General features: G+C 74.1%; 13 protein-coding genes. 4 read left to right on the forward strand and 9 right to left on the reverse strand.

The window, feature by feature from the left end:
- Nucleotides 1-63 precede the first annotated feature (63 nt).
- Nucleotides 64-1,455, reverse strand: a complete 1,392-nt coding sequence (lpdA, locus tag ABZ272_RS09015) for a dihydrolipoyl dehydrogenase (RefSeq protein ID WP_355049358.1) — start codon at nucleotides 1,453-1,455, stop codon at nucleotides 64-66.
- Nucleotides 1,456-1,633: 178 nt separating this feature from the next.
- On the opposite strand from lpdA, the gene ABZ272_RS09020 reads away from it, so the two are divergent.
- A complete protein-coding gene (locus ABZ272_RS09020; RefSeq protein WP_355049359.1) occupies nucleotides 1,634-1,966 on the forward strand; it encodes a hypothetical protein in 333 nt (110 codons plus the stop codon).
- Between the two features lie 53 nt (nucleotides 1,967-2,019).
- Here the strand turns inward: ABZ272_RS09020 and ABZ272_RS09025 are convergent, their stop codons facing one another.
- Nucleotides 2,020-3,594 (reverse strand): leucyl aminopeptidase, encoded by a 1,575-nt coding sequence (locus ABZ272_RS09025; protein WP_355049360.1) that lies wholly within the window; start codon nucleotides 3,592-3,594, stop codon nucleotides 2,020-2,022.
- A gap of 161 nt (nucleotides 3,595-3,755) precedes the next feature.
- Here ABZ272_RS09025 and gcvT point away from each other — a divergent pair, with 161 nt between their 5' ends.
- Nucleotides 3,756-4,886, forward strand: coding sequence for a glycine cleavage system aminomethyltransferase GcvT (gcvT, locus tag ABZ272_RS09030; protein WP_355049361.1), 1,131 nt, complete (start codon nucleotides 3,756-3,758; stop codon nucleotides 4,884-4,886).
- A 188-nt stretch (nucleotides 4,887-5,074) separates the two neighbouring features.
- Here gcvT and ABZ272_RS09035 read toward each other — a convergent pair whose 3' ends face one another.
- The 3 genes from ABZ272_RS09035 to ABZ272_RS09045 form a co-directional block, all read right to left on the reverse strand.
- Entirely contained in the window at nucleotides 5,075-6,370 is a 1,296-nt protein-coding gene (locus ABZ272_RS09035) for a DUF2314 domain-containing protein (protein WP_355049362.1), read from the reverse strand.
- A gap of 66 nt (nucleotides 6,371-6,436) precedes the next feature.
- Nucleotides 6,437-7,210, reverse strand: coding sequence for an adenosylcobinamide-GDP ribazoletransferase (locus tag ABZ272_RS09040; protein WP_355049363.1), 774 nt, complete (start codon nucleotides 7,208-7,210; stop codon nucleotides 6,437-6,439).
- Nucleotides 7,200-9,140, reverse strand: coding sequence for a bifunctional adenosylcobinamide kinase/adenosylcobinamide-phosphate guanylyltransferase (locus tag ABZ272_RS09045; protein WP_355049364.1), 1,941 nt, complete (start codon nucleotides 9,138-9,140; stop codon nucleotides 7,200-7,202). Before ABZ272_RS09045 ends, ABZ272_RS09040 begins: the two co-directional genes overlap by 11 nt.
- Nucleotides 9,141-9,282: 142 nt before the next feature.
- Here ABZ272_RS09045 and ABZ272_RS09050 point away from each other — a divergent pair, with 142 nt between their 5' ends.
- Nucleotides 9,283-9,483: a hypothetical protein gene (locus ABZ272_RS09050; RefSeq protein WP_030337978.1), complete on the forward strand. Its 201-nt coding sequence runs from the start codon at nucleotides 9,283-9,285 to the stop codon at nucleotides 9,481-9,483.
- Nucleotides 9,483-10,277 (forward strand): site-2 protease family protein, encoded by a 795-nt coding sequence (locus ABZ272_RS09055; protein ID WP_355049365.1) that lies wholly within the window; start codon nucleotides 9,483-9,485, stop codon nucleotides 10,275-10,277. The genes ABZ272_RS09050 and ABZ272_RS09055 overlap by 1 nt, the downstream gene beginning before the upstream one ends.
- 99 nt (nucleotides 10,278-10,376) lie before the next feature.
- On the opposite strand, the gene ABZ272_RS09060 is transcribed toward ABZ272_RS09055, so the two are convergent.
- The 4 genes from ABZ272_RS09060 to ABZ272_RS09075 form a co-directional block, all read right to left on the reverse strand.
- Nucleotides 10,377-11,375 carry an aldo/keto reductase family protein gene (locus tag ABZ272_RS09060; RefSeq protein WP_355049366.1) on the reverse strand — a complete coding sequence of 333 codons (999 nt, stop codon included), beginning with the start codon at nucleotides 11,373-11,375 and terminating at the stop codon, nucleotides 10,377-10,379.
- 44 nt (nucleotides 11,376-11,419) lie between these two features.
- On the reverse strand, nucleotides 11,420-16,216 hold the full coding sequence (locus tag ABZ272_RS09065) for a WG repeat-containing protein (protein WP_355049367.1): 4,797 nt from the start codon (nucleotides 16,214-16,216) through the stop codon (nucleotides 11,420-11,422).
- A 371-nt stretch (nucleotides 16,217-16,587) separates the two neighbouring features.
- The gene (locus tag ABZ272_RS09070; RefSeq protein ID WP_355049368.1) at nucleotides 16,588-17,139 is read right to left on the reverse strand and encodes an XRE family transcriptional regulator; all 552 of its coding nucleotides are present in this window, start codon (nucleotides 17,137-17,139) and stop codon (nucleotides 16,588-16,590) included.
- A 156-nt stretch (nucleotides 17,140-17,295) separates the two neighbouring features.
- Nucleotides 17,296-17,889: a DUF3043 domain-containing protein gene (locus ABZ272_RS09075; protein WP_355049369.1), complete on the reverse strand. Its 594-nt coding sequence runs from the start codon at nucleotides 17,887-17,889 to the stop codon at nucleotides 17,296-17,298.
- Nucleotides 17,890-17,984: the final 95 nt, after the last annotated feature.

Here is a 17,984-nt window from a genome sequence, read left to right on the forward strand (position 1 = left end):
TCTCCAGACTCCTTCATTCCCCTTGGGGGATCTTCGCCCGTCGCCGGACGCCGCGGTTGATTGTCAGGCGTGCGCGTGCAGCGGCTTGCCGGCGAGGGCCAGGTGCGCCTCGCCCAGGGCCTCGTTCTGGGTCGGGTGGGCGTGCACGAGCTGGGCGACCTCCGCCGGGTAGGCCTCCCAGTTGTAGATGAGCTGCGCCTCACCGATCAGCTCACCCACCCGGGCGCCGACCATGTGGACGCCGACCACCGGGCCGTCCTCGACGCGGACCAGCTTCACGAAGCCGGTCGTCTTGAGGATCTGGCTCTTGCCGTTGCCACCCAGGTTGTAGTTGTACGTCTTGACCTTGTCGGCGCCGTACTGCTCCTTGGCCTTCGCCTCGGTCAGGCCCACCGACGCCAGCTCGGGGTCGCAGTAGGTGACGCGCGGGATGCCCACCTCGTCGATGACGGCCGGGGTCTGGCCGGCGATCTCCTCGGCGACGAAGATGCCCTGCTGGAAGCCCCGGTGCGCGAGCTGGAGGCCGGGCACGATGTCGCCGACCGCGTAGACGTTCGGCACGCTGGTGCGCAGCCGCTCGTCGGTCAGCACGTAGCCGCGGTCCATCTTGACGCCCTGCTCCTCGTACCCGAGGTTCGCGGTGTTCGGACCGCGACCCACCGCGACCAGCAGCAGCTCGGCCTCGACGGTGTCGCCGCCCTGGATGGTCAGCTTGACGCCGTTCTCGGTCTTCTCGACCTTCTCGAACGGCTTGCCGACCTTGAAGTTGATCTTGCGCTTGCGGAACGCCCGCTCCAACGCCTTCGACGACTCCTCGTCCTCGGCGGCGACCAGCCGGGGCAGCGCCTCGACGATCGTCACGTCCACACCGAAGGACTTCCACACGCTGGCGAACTCGACGCCGATCACGCCACCGCCGAGCACGATCACCGACGAGGGGATCCGGTCCAGGGTCAGCGCGTGGTCGCTCGTGATGATCCGCTCGCCGTCGACCTCGAGGCCGGGCAGGCTCTTCGCGTACGAGCCGGAGGCCAGCACGATGTTGCGGCCGGTGTAGCGCTTGCCGTCGACCTCGACCACGTTCTTGCCGACGAGCTTGCCGTGGCCCTCGACGATGGTGATCGACTTGTTGCCCTTCAACATGCCCTGGAGGCCCTTGTACAGGCGGGCGATCACGCCGTCCTTGTACGAGTTGACCCCCGCCATGTCGATACCGACCAGCTCGGCCTTCACACCGAACTGCTCCGACTCACGGGTCTGGTCGGCGATCTCGGCCGCGTGCAGCAGCGCCTTGGTCGGGATGCAGCCGTTGTGCAGGCAGGTGCCGCCGAGCTTGCCCTTCTCGACCAGCGCGACCTTCAGGCCCAGCTGGACGGCGCGCAGCGCGGTCGCGTAGCCGCCGCTGCCACCTCCGAGGATGACAATGTCGAAGGTCGCTTCGTTCGGCTCGCTCACGTCCAACTCCCAGGTCGCGTCACTGCATCGGGGGTCACGGAGGTGTAACACGGACACACCCCACCTCGGTCATCTTGTCACCACTGGGCACAGGGTGCGTAGTGAGGTGCCCAACGACACGTCATCGACACGTACCCTTGGCACCGTTGTCGATGACGTCAGGTGGGGGAGAAGTCCGGTGGGGTTGTTCCGGCGTCGCAAACAGGCGCGTGTGGCGAGCCACGACCGTGCGGCCGATCGTGGCGATCTGGCCCATCTGGAGAATTTCATCCGGAGCCGGCGAGGTGTCGAGGCGTTCATCGAGCCCCGGACGACGGTCACCGAGACCACCGTCATCCTGATCGCCGACGACGGGGAGTGGACCCGCCGGCGCATCGACGGTCCGGACGGCGCGCGTCGCTTCGCGTACCGGATGGGCATTCCGGTTTACGACGTCCGGCTGATGGGCTACCCGCAGCGGATGCGCGACTTCAACGAGCGCCGCAAGCGCCGCCCCGGCCAGCAGATGTGAGGAAGGGCCCCCTGTTAACGCCTAGCGTCTAACAGGGGGCCCTTCCTCACATGTCAGCCGTTGGCGGCGACGTCCTCGACGAGCTGCACCAGGGTGCGGACCGGCACGCCGGTGCCGCCCTTGGTCCAGTAGCCGGTCGGCTCGCCCGAGTGGTAGCCCGGGCCGGCGATGTCGATGTGCGCCCAGGCCACGTCATCGGTCACGAACTCGCGCAGGAACACGCCGCCCTGGAGCATGTGCCCGGCCCGGTCCATCCCGGCGTTGACCTGCGAGATGTCCGCCACGTCGGAGTCCATGCCCTTGCGCACGTCGTCCGGCAGCGGCATCGGCCAGGCCGGCTCGCCGACCGAGTCGCCGACCGTGCGGACCCGCTCGCACAGCTCGGGAGTACCCATGACGCCGGCGACCCGCTTACCCAACGCGATCACCTGACCGCCGGTCAGGGTCGACGTCTCGAACAGGTAGTCCGTGCCGTCGGCGCAGGCGCGGGCGATGGCGTCGGCCAGCACCATCCGGCCCTCGGCGTCGGTGTTGAGCACCTCCACCTTCTTGCCGCTGAACATGCTGATCACGTCGCCCGGCCGGTAGCTGGTGCCCGACGGCATGTTCTCGGCCATCGGCAGGTACCCGCTGACCGCCACGTTCGGCTTCAACGCGGCGATCGCCAGCATCGCCGCACCCACCGCGGCGGCGCCGGCCATGTCGGACTTCATCTCCCACATGCCCTGCGCCGGCTTGATCGAGATGCCGCCGGTGTCGAAGGTGATGCCCTTGCCGACCAGTGCGACCCGCTTGCCGTTGCCGGCGTCCTGCGGCGTGTAGGTGAGCTTCACCAGCCGCGGCGGGGCCTCCGAACCCTGCCCGACCGCGATGATGCCGCCGTACCCGCCGGCGGCCAGCGCCGCCTCGTCCAGCACCTCGACGCCGAGGCCGGCGTCCCGGGCGGCGGCGGCCACGGCGTCGGCGAACGACGGGGGACGCAGCTCGTTCGGGGCGGTGTTCACCCAGTCCCGGCTGGTCCGGACCGCGCCGGCAACCGCCTGCGCGCGGGTGATCTCCGCCTGGGCGCCCGGGTCGGCGGCGTCCGGAACGGCGATGAGCACCTCGGCCACCGGCTCCCGCCGGGCCGGCTGCGGCCGGGTCTTGTAGCCGGCGAAGCGATAGCCGCCGAGCAGCGCGCCCTCGGCGACCGCGCGCAGCGCCGCCAGCGCGTCCGCGTCGTCGGGCAACGGCAGGCTGAGCGCCACCTTCGGCGCGCCCGCCAGGGCCCTCACCGCGGCGCCAGCCGCGCGGCGCAGCGTCTCCGGCGCCGGAGCGGCGCCCGTCGGCTCCGGGCCGAGCCCGACCGCGACGACCAGTGGAGCCGTGACGGTACCCAGCGTGGCCAGCTTGATCACCTCGCCCGGGCCACCGGTCGCGCCGAGCAGCGCCAGCGTCTCGGTCAGCTTGCCGTCGAACGCGACGGCGATGCTCTCCGCGCCGCTGCCGAGCAGCAGGGTGCCGGCGAGGCCGCTGGTGGCGTCCTGCTCTCCGGTCTGGCTGTGCACGCCGATCACGATCGCGTCGACGGCGAGCTCCGCCGGGTCGGTGTCGACCAGGCTCAGGGTGGTCGTGCGGGGGGTTGTCACTGAAGCTACTCCGGGCGGGCCGGGCCGGTCGCGTCGTCGCGTACCAGCGGTGAAGGTCTCCGGCGGAACCTACCCGCCGGACGTCAGGGCTGTCCCGTCGATCACGCAACGGGGTCCCGCCGATGCTAACCAGCGGCGTAACCCCCGGTAAGTTGCCACCCATGACCGACGTGACCTCCGCCGCCGCCGCGACCCGGCTGCGACGTTCCCCGCTGCACGAGCGGCACACCGCCGCCGGCGCCAAGTTCGCCCCCTTCGGGGGCTGGGAGATGCCGCTGGAGTACGCCGGCGGCGGGGTGCTCAAGGAGCACACGGCGGTGCGGACGGCGGTGGGGGTCTTCGACGTCTCGCACCTGGGCAAGGTCCGGGTGACCGGTCCCGGAGCGGCCGAGTTCGTCAACTCCTGCCTCAGCAACGACCTGGGCCGCATCGGGCCGGGCCGCGCGCAGTACACGCTGTGCTGCGACGACGCCACCGGCGGTGTGGTCGACGACATCATCGCCTACCTGTACGCCGACGACCACGTCTTCCTCATCCCGAACGCCGCGAACACCACCGAGGTCGTACGCCGGTTGCGCGCCGCCGCGCCGGAGCGGATCACCGTCACCGACGAGCACGAGGCGTACGCGGTGCTGGCCGTGCAGGGCCCCCGCTCCGCCGACCTGCTCGCCGCCCTCGACCTGCCCACCGAGCACGGCTACATGAGCTTCGACGCCGCCAGCCTCGCGGCCGTGGAGTTGACCGTCTGCCGTACCGGCTACACCGGCGAGCTGGGCTACGAGCTGGTGGTGCCGGCGGAGCAGGCGGTGACCGTGTGGGACGCGCTCTTCGCCGCCGGCGAGGCGTTCGAGCTGCGCGCCTGCGGCCTCGCCGCCCGGGACACGCTGCGCACCGAGATGGGATACCCGCTGCACGGGCAGGACCTCTCGTTGGACATCACCCCGGTGCAGGCCCGCTCCGGTTGGGCGGTCGGCTGGGACAAGCCGGCGTTCTGGGGCCGTGACGTGCTGCGCGCCGAGAAGGCCGCCGGCCCCCGTCGTACGCTGCGTGGCCTGGTGGCCGTCGACCGCGCCATCCCGCGCCCCGGCATGACCCTGCACCTGGGCGATCGGCAGGTCGGCGTCGTGACGAGCGGCACCTTCAGCCCCACGAGGAAGCAGGGCATCGCCCTGGCCCTGGTCGACACGGACGCCAACCTCCCCGAAGGCGCCGAGGTCGAGATCGACATCCGAGGCCGCCGCGCCCCCCTGACCGTAACCAAACCCCCCTTCGTCACCCCCTCAACCCACTAACCCCGCCCCACCCCCGGACCCCCACCCCACCCGCACTCGTTGATCAAGAGGTTCACGTCAAAATTGCGCCGAAAAATGACGCGAACCTCTTGATCACCGGGGAGGGTGGGGCCGGGGTGGGGCCGGGGTGGGGGTGGGGTGGGTGGGGGTGGGTGGGTGGGTGGTCCCGGTGGGGCAGGGGGCGGGGGTTAGGGGGTTGGGGTGGGGGGTTCGCCGGAGTCCAGGACTGCCTGGGTCCAGCCTCCTTCGATGACTCCCGTCGCGTCCAGGACCGCCCAGTCGACGACGTCGGCGGACTCCACGACCACCGGGGCGCCGATCCGGACGCTCTCGTCGGTGTTCGCGTCGCTGGCGCTGACGCCGACGATCCGCTCCGGGGTCTCCCACGAGGTGACGCCCGCCCAGACGTACTCCGGGCCGTCGTCGCCCGGCAGGCCGTACTTGACGACGAGCTGCGACTCGGTCGGGAGCCGGCCGGCGACGAATCGGGCCCGTGCGTCACCCAGCGCGGCGCGGGCGGTGGCCACCGCGCGGCTCATGGCGTCACCGGAGCGGGCGTAGCGCACGTCCGGCTGGATGCCGGAGAACAGGGTCGCGCAGGCGGCGGCGTAGTAGCGCCCGTCCGGGCCGGGGTGCCCGGCCGGTGGGCGCAGGCTCAGGAACGAGTCGGCCTCCGGGTCGGTCGCCGGGTCCAGCTCGAGGCGCAGCAGCACCGGGGCGGTCGCGCCGTGCTGCTCCGGGTTGCCGTACGCGACGGCGATGTCGTGCCCGGTGACCGTGGCGAGCACCGGTAGCTGCACGAACGCGGGCACCTCCGTGCCGTTGAGGCCGTCGGTCCAGTCCCGCAGCAGCCGGCGGGCCGCGCCGGTCATCACCGCACCCCAGGCGCGGGTGAGGTGGTCCGGCACCCCCTGGGTCTGCAACTCCAGCAGCCCGAAACGACGCAGCCCCTTCGTGGTGAACCACAGCCCCTCGGCGTCCGACGAGTACGGCACCAGCACCCAGTCGACGAGCCGAATCCGGCCCTGCTCGTCGGGGAGGGAGCGCAGCGCGGTCGCCGGGTCGAGGAACTGGAGGCCGAAGACGTCCACCACGTCGCTGTCGACGGACTCGGCGACCGCCGCCGCCACCGCCCGTGCCGCCCACTCGTGTGCCGGCGGCCAACCGGGCCGGTACTCGGCCTGCACCACCACCAGGTGCGTCGCCGCCGCCAGCCGGGCCAACTGCTCCGGGGTGGCGCCGAACGCGGTGAGCAGATCCGGCGGAAGCGCGGGGAACTCGGCGATCGGCCGGGTGTCCACGCTCATCAGCGGGCTGTCCAGCATCTGGGTGGCGAGCCCGTGCACCGGTTCGGCCAGCCGCCCGGCCAGCGACGCCACCGCCGTCTTCGCGCTGACCTTCGGCAGCCCCGCCATCGGCACCAGGTAGGTCGCGCTGAGCGACTCCGGCACCGGTACGGGCAGGAAGTCGTCCGTGATGAGCATGTGGGTTCCCCCGGTGGCCGTGCCGGTGCTGTCGAGCCGAACGCTACCCGGCCGCGCGCGCCGGCTTCAGCCGGACAGCACCACACCCAGGTAGACCAGCGTGGTGACCACTTCGACGGTCGCGCCGAGCACGTCGCCGGTGATCCCGCCGAGCCGGCGTACCACGTGGGTCAGCAGCGCCACCGCGACGGCCAGCGCGGCGACGACGGCGAGGGGCCCCTGCCACGGGCGGCCCGGCACCGCGGGCGTCGCCAGCAGCACGACGGCGACCGCGCCCACGGTCAGGGCCGCCGGGCCGACCGTGCCGGCCACCAGCGCGCCCAGGCCGTCCGCCCGGGCGGCGGGCACACCCCGCCGGCACGCCACCGTGACGCCCAGGCGGCCGGCCGCCGTCGCCGCGACCACCGCCGCGAGGCACGCCGGCCACGACCGCCCGGCCAGGTCGGCGAGGGCCGCGGCCTGCACCAGGAGTACGACCACCAGCGCCACGACACCGAACGGTCCGACGTCCGGCTTCTTCATGATCTCCAGCGCGGCAGCGCCCCGACGGTACGAGCCGAGCGCGTCCACCGTGTCGGCCAGCCCGTCCAGGTGCAGCCCCCGGGTCAGCAGGGCGGCGGCGGCCACCGTCACGCCGGCGGCCACCAGCGGGGGAGCGAGCAGCCCGGCCAGGAGCAGGACACCACCCAGGAGTACGCCGAGCAGCGCGCCGACGGCCGGGGCGAGCGCCATCGCCGTGCCCGCCACCGGGCGGTCGATCCGTCCGGCCCGTACCGGCAGCGTGCTGAAGGTGGTGACGGCGAGCCGGACGCCCGCGACGAACCGCGACTCAGCCGGCACGCCAGCCCGACGCCGGCTGCTCGTCGGCACCGGTGCGGGTGGGGCCCGGCCCGGCCGGCTCCGGCTCGAAGAACTCCGGGTCGGTGTAGTCCGGCCCGGTGTCGGCCGGCTCGTCGTCGGCGTAGTCGGGCTCCGGCTCGTCGGTGCCGTTTTGGTCGGCGTCGCCGCCGAGCGACGGATGGACCGGCAGGGCCGCGGCCAGCGCCAGCACCGAGCGCAGCATCGGCAGTGCGACCAGGGCATTCGCGCCCTCGCCGAGGTCCAGGCGGAGATCGAGCAGGGGGGTTAGGCCGAGCACGTCGGCCGCCAGCCGCACCGCGGGGTGCTGGCCGTGGTCGGCCAGCAGGCACCAGTGCCGGGCCTGCCCGGCCAGGTCGCGGCTGATCATCCCGGCCGCCAGTCCGACCGGCCCGTCCAGCAGCACCGGCACCCGGCGGGCGGTCGCGCCCAGCAGCACGCCGGTGGCCACCGCCACGTCGCCGCCACCCAACTCGGCCAGCACGTCCTTGGCGGAGCGCGGCGAGCGGCGCGTGCGGTGCAGGGCGTCCCGCACGGCGGCGCAGCGGACCATCCAGGCGGCGTCATCGATCTCACCGGAATCGGTGATCACCCGACCCAGCACCGATGGCGGTTCCGCGCCCGCGGTGGCCGCCAGCACGGCCGCCGCCGCCGCTTCGGTGCCGGCGCCGCAAGCGCCCAGGACCAGCAGTTGTACGCCCGCGTCGGCCGCCTGCTCGGCCAGCCGCCAGCCGTAGCGCAGCGCCGACTCGACCTGCTCGCCGGCCAGCGCCGGCTCGGTCTCCATCGGGGCGGCGGCCGGCGTGTCCACGACCTGGAGGCTCGCGCCGGCCTCGGCGGCCAGCCGAGCCAGCACGCCCCGGCCGGCGCGGGCCTGCGCGGCGCGGCGTGCCGACTCGCCGGCGACGGTGCCGGCGGACGCGCCGCCCGCGTGGTCGCCGTTGAGCAGCAGCACCCGTACCGAACCCCAGGCGGACGGGGTCGACGTGCCCTGCGTGGCGGCGGCGAAGCCGACCACCCGGTCCAGGACGCCCAGCCCGGCGCCCGGCACGTCCAGCGTGGCCAGCCGGTCCACCGCCTGCGGGCCCGCGTACTCGTCGGGCATCGGCAGCTCCATGCCCGGCTGGATGACCAGCCCGGTGGCCACCATCGGCAGCGCCATGGTCGGCGCGGCCCAGGGGTTGCCCGGCTCCTGGTTCGGCGCGACCGGCGGGGTGTGGGTCAGGACCTCGGGGAGCTGCACCTCGGGCGTGGGCTCGGTGTCACCCAGACTCGGGGCGACCGGGCCCGGGGTGCCCAGCTCGGTGGCGACGGCGTGCCGCCCGGTCGCGCCCACCGGCGTGGACGGAGCCGAGGTGGCGGCCGCTGCGGGCTTCAACCAGGCCGGCTGACCGGCGACCACCAGCACCACGGCGTCGCAGGCGTCCGCGACCGCGCGGTTGGCCGCGCCGAGCGCGTCGGCGAACGCCCGCCCCAGCGGGGTCGTCGGCACCAGCGACAGCCCCACCTCGGGGCTGACCAGCACCACCCGCGCCGCGCAGGCCCGGATCGCCTCGGCCAGCTCGGCGATCGTGGCCAGGTCGTCGGCGGGCTGGTGCTCCGGGTCGAGCAGCACGGTCACCCAGCCGCCCAGGTCGTCGACGAGCAGCGTCTCGTTCGGCTCGGCGGACTCGAGCACGTCGGCCAGCCGACGCGGCTCCCCGGCGGTCTCCTCGGTGGTCCAGCTACCCGGCCGCCGGGCGCGGTGGGTCGCCAGTCGGGTGGCCCACTCGGTGTCCTCCGGGTCGCCCTCGGGCGCGGTGGCGACGTAGCGGACCACCGGCGCGTCGGCGACCAGGGTCTCGGCGAACTCGGACTTGCCGGACCGGATGCCGCCGAGCACCAGGACCGTGTTCCACCCGTCAACGGACATGCCCGTACCTTAAGGCCGCCCGGGGTCGCTCTGCCTGCCGGCCCGGCGCTCGCACGACGGGTGAGCGGCCGTCGCGCGTCGGGCCGACTACGCTGGCGGGGGTTCGTCCCACCGGGACTTCAGCGGCGAGGGGAGACGCGGCATGGCGTGGAGCTGGCGGTACGAGGGCACGGATGGTCAGACGGTCGAGGGACCGGCGGAGTCGTTCGGCAGCCAGGCCGACGCCGAATCCTGGATCGGTCAGACCTGGCGTGAACTCGCGGCGTCCGGCGTCACCTCGGTCGCGCTCGTGGAGGACGACCGGGTGGAGTACCGGATGAGCCTGCTGCCCACGGCCGAGTGATGGCGTACGACCGGCCGGGCGACAAGCTGGTGCTCGGCGTGCCCAGCGCGGCGTTCCGGCCCAGCCCGGTCTTCCTCGGCCTGGTCGCGCTCTTCGTGGCCAGCGGGGTGCTGGCCTGGAACGGCTACGGCAGCGTCCGCTTCGACGTGTTCCTGTTCGTGGTCTCGGGCTGGCTCGTGTCGCTCTGCCTGCACGAGTACGCCCACGCGGTCGTCGCCTACCGGGCCGGCGACCGGGACATCGCCCACCGTGGCTACCTCACGCTCAACCCGTTCAAGTACACCCACCCGCTGCTGTCGATCGTGCTGCCGGTGGTGGTGGTGCTGCTCGGCGGCATCGGCCTGCCCGGCGGCGCGGTGTGGGTGGACCGGCACGCCATCCCGGGTCGGCTGCGGCACACCCTGGTGAGCCTCGCCGGCCCGGCGACCAATGTGTTGTTCACGTTGCTGCTGGTGCTCGCGGTACGACTCGGCGCGACCTCGGGCGGCCCGGTCGAGTTCTGGGCCGGGGTGGCGCTGCTGGCGTTCCTGCAACTCACCGCCAGCGTGCTCAACCTGCTGCCGGTGCCCGGCCTCGACGGCGGCAACATGATCCAGCCGTGGCTGAATCCACAGTGGCGCAGGATGTACGACCTGTTCGCCCCGTACGGCTTCATCCTGCTCTTCGCGCTGCTGTGGAACCCGCGCATCGGCGGCTGGTTCTTCGACGCGGTCTTCGCGGTCGGTGACCTGCTCGGCCTGCCGTCCTGGCTGTACGCCACCGGGCTCGACCTGATCCGCTTCTGGCAGAGCTGAGCTGTCCGGCGCGGCCCGATGCGGCTGAGCCGACCCGGCCCGTGCGGCTGACCGGTCCGGTCGGCGCGAACCTGTCGCGCCGACCGGACCGGACCCGCGTCAGGGACGCTGCGCGGGAGACTCGGTCTTCGCCGCGTCTCGCTCCACGACCGGCTCGACGATGTCGTCGATGGCCTTGAGCAGCTCGGCGTCGAGCTTCACGCCGGCCGCCTTCACGTTGTCGTGCACCTGCTCGGGCCGGGACGCCCCGATGATCGCCGACGAGACGTTCGAGTTCTGCAGCACCCACGCCACGGCGAGCTGGGCCATGCTCAGCCCGGCCTGCTCGGCGAGCGGCTTGAGCTGCTGCACCCGGGTGAGCACGTCGTCGTTCATGAACCGGGCGATGAAGTTCGCGCCCGACTTCTCGTCCGTGGCGCGGGAGCCGGCGGGCGGCGGCTGCCCCGGCAGGTACTTGCCGGAGAGCACACCCTGCGCCATCGGCGACCAGACGATCTGACCGATGCCCAGCTCCTCGCTGGCCGGTACGACCTCGGCCTCGATGACCCGCCACAGCATCGAATACTGAGGTTGGTTGGAGACCAGCGGAACGTGCAGCTCCCGGGCGAGCGGATGGGCGGCGCGCAGCTGCTCGGCGGTCCACTCGGAGACGCCGATGTAGTGGGCCTTGCCGGAGTGCACGACGTCGGCGAACGCCTCCATCGTCTCCTCCAGCGGCGTGCTGTAGTCGTACCGGTGGGCCTGGTAGAGGTCCACGTAGTCGGTACGCAGCCGGCGCAGCGAGCCGTTGATCGACTCCATGATGTGCTTGCGGGACAGGCCACGGTCGTTGCGACCCGGCCCGGTCGGCCAGTAGACCTTGGTGAAGATCTCCAGGCCCTCGCGACGCTCGCTCTCCAGGGCCCGGCCGAGCACGTCCTCGGCCCGGGTGCCGGCGTACACGTCGGCGGTGTCGAAGGTGGTGATCCCCGCGTCGAGGGCGGCCCGCACACACGCGAACGCCGCGTCCTCCTCGACCTGAGAACCGTGGGTGATCCAGTTGCCGTACGAGATCTCGCTGACCATCAGGCCGGAACGGCCCAGGTGTCGGAATTCCATGTCCCGACCCTAACTCCGGTGGATCACGATCGCCGAGTGGCGGCTCAGAGCACGGGATTGGCGTCGGTCAACAGTCGGTCGATCTCCTCCAGCACCGCCCCGCGATCGGGATGCACCAGGTCGATCAGTGACGCGCCACGACGGTCCAGCGCGCCCCACCGACCGCCGCCGCTGACGAGGAACGCCACCGGGTGGATGACCACCACCGGGTACGACGGTGGCACCAGCACCGTGCCCGTGCGATCCACCACACCGCGCCGGCCGGCCACGTCGACGACCGCGAGACCCTCCTCGGTGAAGCCGTCGACCGGCCCCGCGTCGGTCAACTCGGTGACGAAGGCGTGGTAGCGGGTCGGCACCACGATCCGTCCGGTCCGGTCGACCGCCCCCCAGCCCTCGCGCTTCACCGGGGCCAGTCCGCGGCGGAACGGTCGTACGTCGGCGAAGTTCGGCGGGACCTGCACCGTGCCCGTCGGGTCGATCGCCGTCCACCCGCCGTCGGTGACCACCCAGGCCAGACCGTCGCTGAACGGGCGCACCGCCCGGTACGACGGAGGGATCACCGTCGTACCCAACATGTTGATCAGCGACCATCGGTCGGTGTCCGGCCGCCGGACCCAGGCCAGCCCGTCGTGGAACGGCTGCGCCTCCGCGTACCGCGCGGGAATCGCCACGTCCCCGGCCTGGTCGAGGTAACCCCACAGCGGCCCGTCGCGGTCCGGCTGCGGGGGCCGGTCCCGGTCGAGCACCTCGTCCCGACCCCGGGGGTACGGCCCGAAGCCGTCCGCCGCTCGCACGGTGACCGCGTCGAGGGCCACCCGTACCCGGTCCAGCAGTTCGGCGTCGGCCGCGCCGCGCAGGTCGAGCGCCCGCTCGAAGTGGTGGCAGGCCTCCATCAGCCGGCCCTGGTCGTAACAACAGCGTCCGGCGTGCTCGTGCAGGGCGGCGCGCAACCGGTCGGGCAGCTCGACCGAATTGGCCTCGGCGAAGAGCTGGTCGGCCTCGGCGAAGTCACCCCGCCAGCGCAGCACGTGCGCCAGCCGCGCCTGCGCGAGCGCGGTCCGGCGCAGCTCCCCGGTGGCCTCCGCGTACGTGAGGGCGAGGCGTCCGTCGGCCAACGCGTCGTCGAGGTCGCCGAGGATGCGCGAGGCCACCGCCCGGAGGCTGAGCAGCCGCGCTCGGGCCCGGTTGTCGATGGCCGTACCCAACTTCTCGGTCAGCCGCCGCCGGATGGCCCGCATGCCGTCCGGCTCGGTCAGCTCCTCGCGCAGGGTCACCGGGTCCAGCCGCCAGCGGTACGCGGCCAGGACCTGCTCCGGGTCGCCCTCGTCGGACAGCGACGGACGCGCCGGCCCGGTCGCCGTGTCCGGCGGCGCCGACACGGGCGCGTCCGCCTCGGACGAGGGGTCACGCGGCCCGGGAATGACGACGGCCGGTACGGCGGTGGCGGTCTCCGCGGAGGCGGTCTCTGCGGTGACGGCCTCGGCGGTGAGGGGTGGCGCGGGAGGGGGCGGGGACGCCGCCGGGGGCCCGGAGACGGGCTCGGTGGCGGCAGGCGTGGTAACCGGCTCGGTGGCGGCGGGTGGCGGGGAAGAGGGCTCGGTGGCGGCGGGTGGCGCGGAGACGGGCTCGGGGGCGGCCTGTGCCGTGGTGGGTTCGGGGGCGGCGGGTGGTCCGGAGACGGGCTTGACGGCGGCGGGCGGCGCGAAGGCTGGTTCGGGCGCGGGCGACGCGTAGGTGGGTTCCGGTGTTGCGGGTGCCGTGGTGGCGCTCTCTGCCCCGCCGTCCCGCGCGGCATCGGGTTCCGGCGCGGCGGCGGGTGGTGCGGAGGTGGGCGCCGCGAAGGCGGTCGTGAGCGTGGCCGGCGGTGCCGACACGGGTGTGGCCGGCGGTGCCGACACGGGCGCGGTCGGTGTGCCGGCCGCGACGGAGTCCGCGTCGACGGGCCACTTCGTTGCGGGCTCGGGTGACGTGCGTTCCGCCTCGGTCGACGGCGCGGGCTCCGCGTCGGTGCCCGGCGTGGCGGTCGACGGTTCCGAGCCGGCGGCACCGCCGACGGACGGCGTGCTTCCCGAGGCGGCCGCCTCGTCGAAGTCGTCCGCAGTGGACCCGCTCTGCCGCTCCGACGGCTCGCCGGAGATCGGGCGGCGATCCCTGGTGGCTGCGCCGTCGGTCGTCAGCGGCTCGCGGCTGGTGGTGTCGCCCAGGTCGTCCGACCAGGCGTGCGACGCGAGCGGAGTGGATTCCGTCGGAGGACCGGACACGGGGTCCAATCCGGTCGGGGTCGGCTCGGCAGCGGGCGTCGCCTCGTCCAGCTCACCGGACCAGGACGGACGCCCAGCGTCGACCGGCCCGATCGGCGGCGCGGAGACGGGCCGCGTGGCGGCGGGCGACGCGAAGACCGGGGGCGCGGTGACCGGGGGTGCGGAGACCGGTGCCGCGACGGCCTCGCCAGCGTCGGGTCGCTGGTCGGGGACCGGGCGGTCGACCAGCGGTTCGGTCGACGCGGTCGTGTCGTGCGTGTCCCCGGTCCCGGGCGGCGACCCTGCCGGTACGTCGACGGGGGCCCGGTCGTCGGTCGTCCCGACAGCCGTGGCGGCGGCCGCCGGCGGCGCGTCCTGATCGGACTCGACCGACTGGGTGGCGGGGTTGAACCAGGCGTCGGGGCCCCGCACCGGTGTCGTCGCCGGCTCCGGGCTGGTTGGCGCGGACGTCTCGGTCGGCGTCGGAGGCACGTAGCGGCGCGGCACCCCCGGGGCGACCGGGAGCGACGGCTTGGCGTCCGGTGTGGAGGAGCTCGGCGTCGCTGGTGTGGCGGGCGGTTCCGGTCGCTGCCACGTCGGTGGCGGCGCGACCGGCGGGCGGCTGTCCGGGCCGGGGTAACGCGGCGCAGTGGTGGGCCGGGTGTCCGCAGTCGGCGCGGCTTCGGTCGGCCGGGGCGGCGACACCAGCTGTTCGTCCGACGACGGGGGATCCACCGGGGCGGGAAGGAACTCCACCCGGAGCCGCGCGGCCGGGGGACCGGAGATCGGAGCGTCCACAGCCGGCGACACCGGCAGGCCCGACACCGGCAGGCCCGACACCGGCCGGTCGTACTCCGGCCGATCGGACGAGGTGGGCGATCGCCGCTCGTGGCCGCCGGGCGCGGGGGAGACGGGCGTCGCCGACAGCGGTTCCTCCCACCCAGCGGCGGGCGAGACGGGCCGGTCCCGCCTGGGAGCGGCGGGAGACACGGGTGCGTCCCGTCCGGGGGCGGCGGGGGACACGGGCCGGTCCGGAGGCAACCGGTCGGTGCCCGGCGCGGCCGGGGAGACGGGTGTGGGCGGGACCGGCGTGGTCCGACCGTACGTGGGCGACGCGCTCGCGGCGGGGCGGACCGGACGCTCGTCGTACCGGCCCGGCTCCGCCGGTGGCCGTGCGGGGGCGGTCGGCGGACGCGATCCCACGCGCGGCTCGGTGTCGCGGTACGGCTCGGGCCGGTAGCCCGGCTCCCGGGTGCGGTCCGGATGCACCGGCCCGGGCGCCGGCCAGGGCAGGCCGCCGCCCGAGCGGGGCTCGCGGTACGCCTCGTCGCGGCGGGTCTCGTCCCGGTACGGCTCCGGTCGGGCCGTCTCGCGTGGACGACGGTCCGGGTACGCCTCGGCGCGCGCTGCCGCCTCGCGGGGTTGCTGGCGGTGCGGTTCGACGTCGGGACGGCGGCGGTCGTCGTCCCGGCGGGGCTGCTGCGGCGCGTCGGCTTCGGGGCGGCGTCGCCGTCCGCTCTCGGATGTCCGGGGCGGCCCGTACATCTCGTGCGGGCGGCGCTGCCACTCGCCGGACCCGCCGGGGTCAGCCTCCATCCGGGACCGCTCGTCGGCAACGCCCCGCTCCGGCCGGCGGGCGTCGTCGGGTCGGCGCTCGGCACGGCGGGCGTCGTCGGTAGGGCCGCGCTCGGCGCGGCGGGGCTCGTCGTCCGGCCAGCGGTCCGAACGGCGGGCTTCGTCGGGGCGACGGTCGGGCTGGCCGTCGGCCCGGTAGCGGTTGCGACTGTCGATGGGCGCCCACTGGCCGGCGCCCTCGGCGGCCCAGCCGTCAGTCGGGCGGCTCTCGGGGTTCCGGGTCGGGCGGATGCCGTGCCCGTCGCCGGGCTGCCGGTCGTGGGCGGCGGCCGGTCGCTCCGACGTGCCACGTCGGCGCGGTGGCTCGTCGGGCTCGGACACCCAGCCCGAGTCTCCCCGGGGCGCCGGGGAGTAGGGCCCGGGGGAGACCGGCGGTGACGTCGGGTACGCCCGGTCCCGGTCGGTCGGCTCGGGTCGACGTCGGCGGCTGTCGTACCCATCGGAAGCGGGCTGCTCGCGGTGCCACGCGGCCTCCCGGCCGGGCGTCCGGTCGTCGCCGGGGCGTCGGTCGGACCAGGCGGTACGGCGGTCCGACTCGGGCGAGCGGCGCTCCTCGCGCCGGGGCGGCTCGGGGAGCGGCCGGCGGTACGGCTCGTGGTCGTAGTAGGCGGGTTCGGAGCGGCCGTGCCGCGACGCGTCGGGCGTCCGCTCGTCGCCGCGTGGCCAGCCGTGGGACTGGCCCGGCTCGTCGTCCGCCCGCCACCGCCCCTCGGGTTCGGCCGGAGGTTCGTCGGCCCAGGATCGGCCGAGGTAGGTGCCGTCCGGGCGGGTGGGCGCGAGCGGGGGGACCTCGGCACGACCCACCGCGCTCGCCCGTCCGCGCGGGGGCGGGGACTGGTGGGTGGCGCCGATGTCACCGGGGTAGCGCTGGCCGGGGAACTGGGGTTGCCATTCGGTGGTCGGTTCGACCACCCAGGACGGTTCGTTCGGATCCCGCCACCGGTCGGTGTAGCGGCCGTTCATCCGTCGAGCCCGTCGCCACACCCGACCGCTCGGCCGATCCCCGTCGACGGTGAGGTGGCACGCCTGTCCCGCTGGCCGTTGGGCGTCCGGTCGCCGCCTGCCACGCTCCGGTGGCCGGCTCGCGTCCGCTCGCTCACGGCGTTGTCACCTCGTTGCACATTGTCGCGCTGGGGCCTCGCGTGCCGGTCGGGTCGCCCGTTCCGGCAGGGCGTGGCTGCGGATGGAGGGTAACGGCGCGGGCTCGTTCACCGCCACTGTGGCACCGCCCACGAGCGCAAACGTTATCCGATGGTTCCGGACATTTAGGTCGATAACCGAATCTGACCTTCGACGATACCCCACCCGCCGCCCGGACGGACCGGAGCACCCGGTCAGGGATGCTCCATGACGAGGACGGCGAACGTCCCGGGGACCAGCGCCTCGTACCGGTGTGGCAGGTCGCCGGGGAACGTCGCGTAGTCCCCCGGGCCGAGGTCGACCACGTCGCTCTCGGGGCCCACCCGCAGCCGTCCGGCGGCCACCACCACGTGCTCCACGCTGTGCGGCGTGTGCCCGTCCGCCTCCCGGACCGCGCCCGGCTCCAGCTCGATCAGGTAGATGTCCCGGCGTACCCGCGACGTTCCGGCGCTGAGCAGCGTCCCGGTGAAGTCGGCCCGCTCCGAGCGGACCCGGGGGCCCTCGCCGGCGCGAATCACCCGAAGATTGTCGGCCGCCGGCTCCACGAGCCGGCTGAACGGCACGCCCAGCGCCACGCCGATCGCCCACAGCGTCTCCACGCTCGGGTCACCGGTCCCCGACTCCAGCGCCGAGAGCGTGGACTCGGGCGTCCCCGCCCGGGCGGCCAGCTCGGTCAGCGAGACACCGGCCCGCTCGCGTTCGCGGCGCACGGCGGCGGCGACGCTGGCCGATGGTTCTCCGGGCATGCGTGTTCGCTCCACTGGATCATCGTTCGCGGTCACGAACAACGGGACCTGTTCACCGTGCGGGACTACGCGCACGGTACAACGAACGAGGAACCGCCCGACGTTCTTTGCCACCAACGCGGCCAGAGCGGGTGTCCCGGCGACGCGTCGCCGGGATCAGACCTTGTCGCCGAGCTTCACCGCGGGCGCCGGAGCGCGCATCCGCCGGAAGGTGATCGAGCGCATCACGGCGTAGAGGTAGAGCGAGCCCATCCGCTGGTCGGTCTTCGGGAAGCGCTCCCGCACCAACTTGCTGATCTTGCGGCAGATCAGCACCGAGTCGACCACCACGCCGAGGGCTAGGGCGCCCCACAGCACGTTGGAGATCAACCGGACCACCGGTGGCATCGCGGCGTTCGAGCCGATCAGCACGATCAGCGCGCCGCCGAAGAACCAGGTGCCGACGGTACGACGGGAGTCGACCACGTTGCGCGCCAGCAGCCGCTCCGGGCCCCGGTCGCGCGGGCCACCCTCGCGGCGGAAGTCGGCGGCGGCCTCGGTGCGCAGTTGACGACGCCGTTCCCGCTCCTCCTCCTTGGTGAGGGGGCGGCTCGGTCCGGCCGGACGCCGGCCGACCGTCGGCCGCTTCGGCGTCTCCCGGCCCTTGGCCGGGGTGTAGCCCCGGGGACGGTCGGCGGTCTCCTCGGAGGTCACCGAGGTGACGGCCTCGTCGACGAGGTCGGTGGACTTGCGGCGAAAGAGCGACGGCACGCGGCAAGGGTAGCCAACGGTTCGCGCCCGGTGCACATCGCGGTGCGACGGCCGACGGCTCCAGGTCGCAGCGCGACCTGGAGCCGTCGGGTCCG

It is taken from the genome of Micromonospora sp. NPDC005979, assembly GCF_040614415.1.
In the GTDB taxonomy this organism is placed as follows: Bacteria; Actinomycetota; Actinomycetes; order Mycobacteriales; family Micromonosporaceae; genus Micromonospora.

Coding starts and splice junctions, on each gene's coding strand:
- gcvT (WP_355049361.1), top strand. CDS start 3,756: ATGACCGACGTGACCTCCGCCGCCGCCGCGACCCGGCTGCGACGTTCC.
- ABZ272_RS09035 (WP_355049362.1), bottom strand. CDS start 6,370: ATGCTCATCACGGACGACTTCCTGCCCGTACCGGTGCCGGAGTCGCTC.
- ABZ272_RS09045 (WP_355049364.1), bottom strand. CDS start 9,140: ATGTCCGTTGACGGGTGGAACACGGTCCTGGTGCTCGGCGGCATCCGG.
- ABZ272_RS09050 (WP_030337978.1), top strand. CDS start 9,283: ATGGCGTGGAGCTGGCGGTACGAGGGCACGGATGGTCAGACGGTCGAG.
- ABZ272_RS09055 (WP_355049365.1), top strand. CDS start 9,483: ATGGCGTACGACCGGCCGGGCGACAAGCTGGTGCTCGGCGTGCCCAGC.
- ABZ272_RS09060 (WP_355049366.1), bottom strand. CDS start 11,375: ATGGAATTCCGACACCTGGGCCGTTCCGGCCTGATGGTCAGCGAGATC.
- ABZ272_RS09065 (WP_355049367.1), bottom strand. CDS start 16,216: ATGAACGGCCGCTACACCGACCGGTGGCGGGATCCGAACGAACCGTCC.
- ABZ272_RS09070 (WP_355049368.1), bottom strand. CDS start 17,139: ATGCCCGGAGAACCATCGGCCAGCGTCGCCGCCGCCGTGCGCCGCGAA.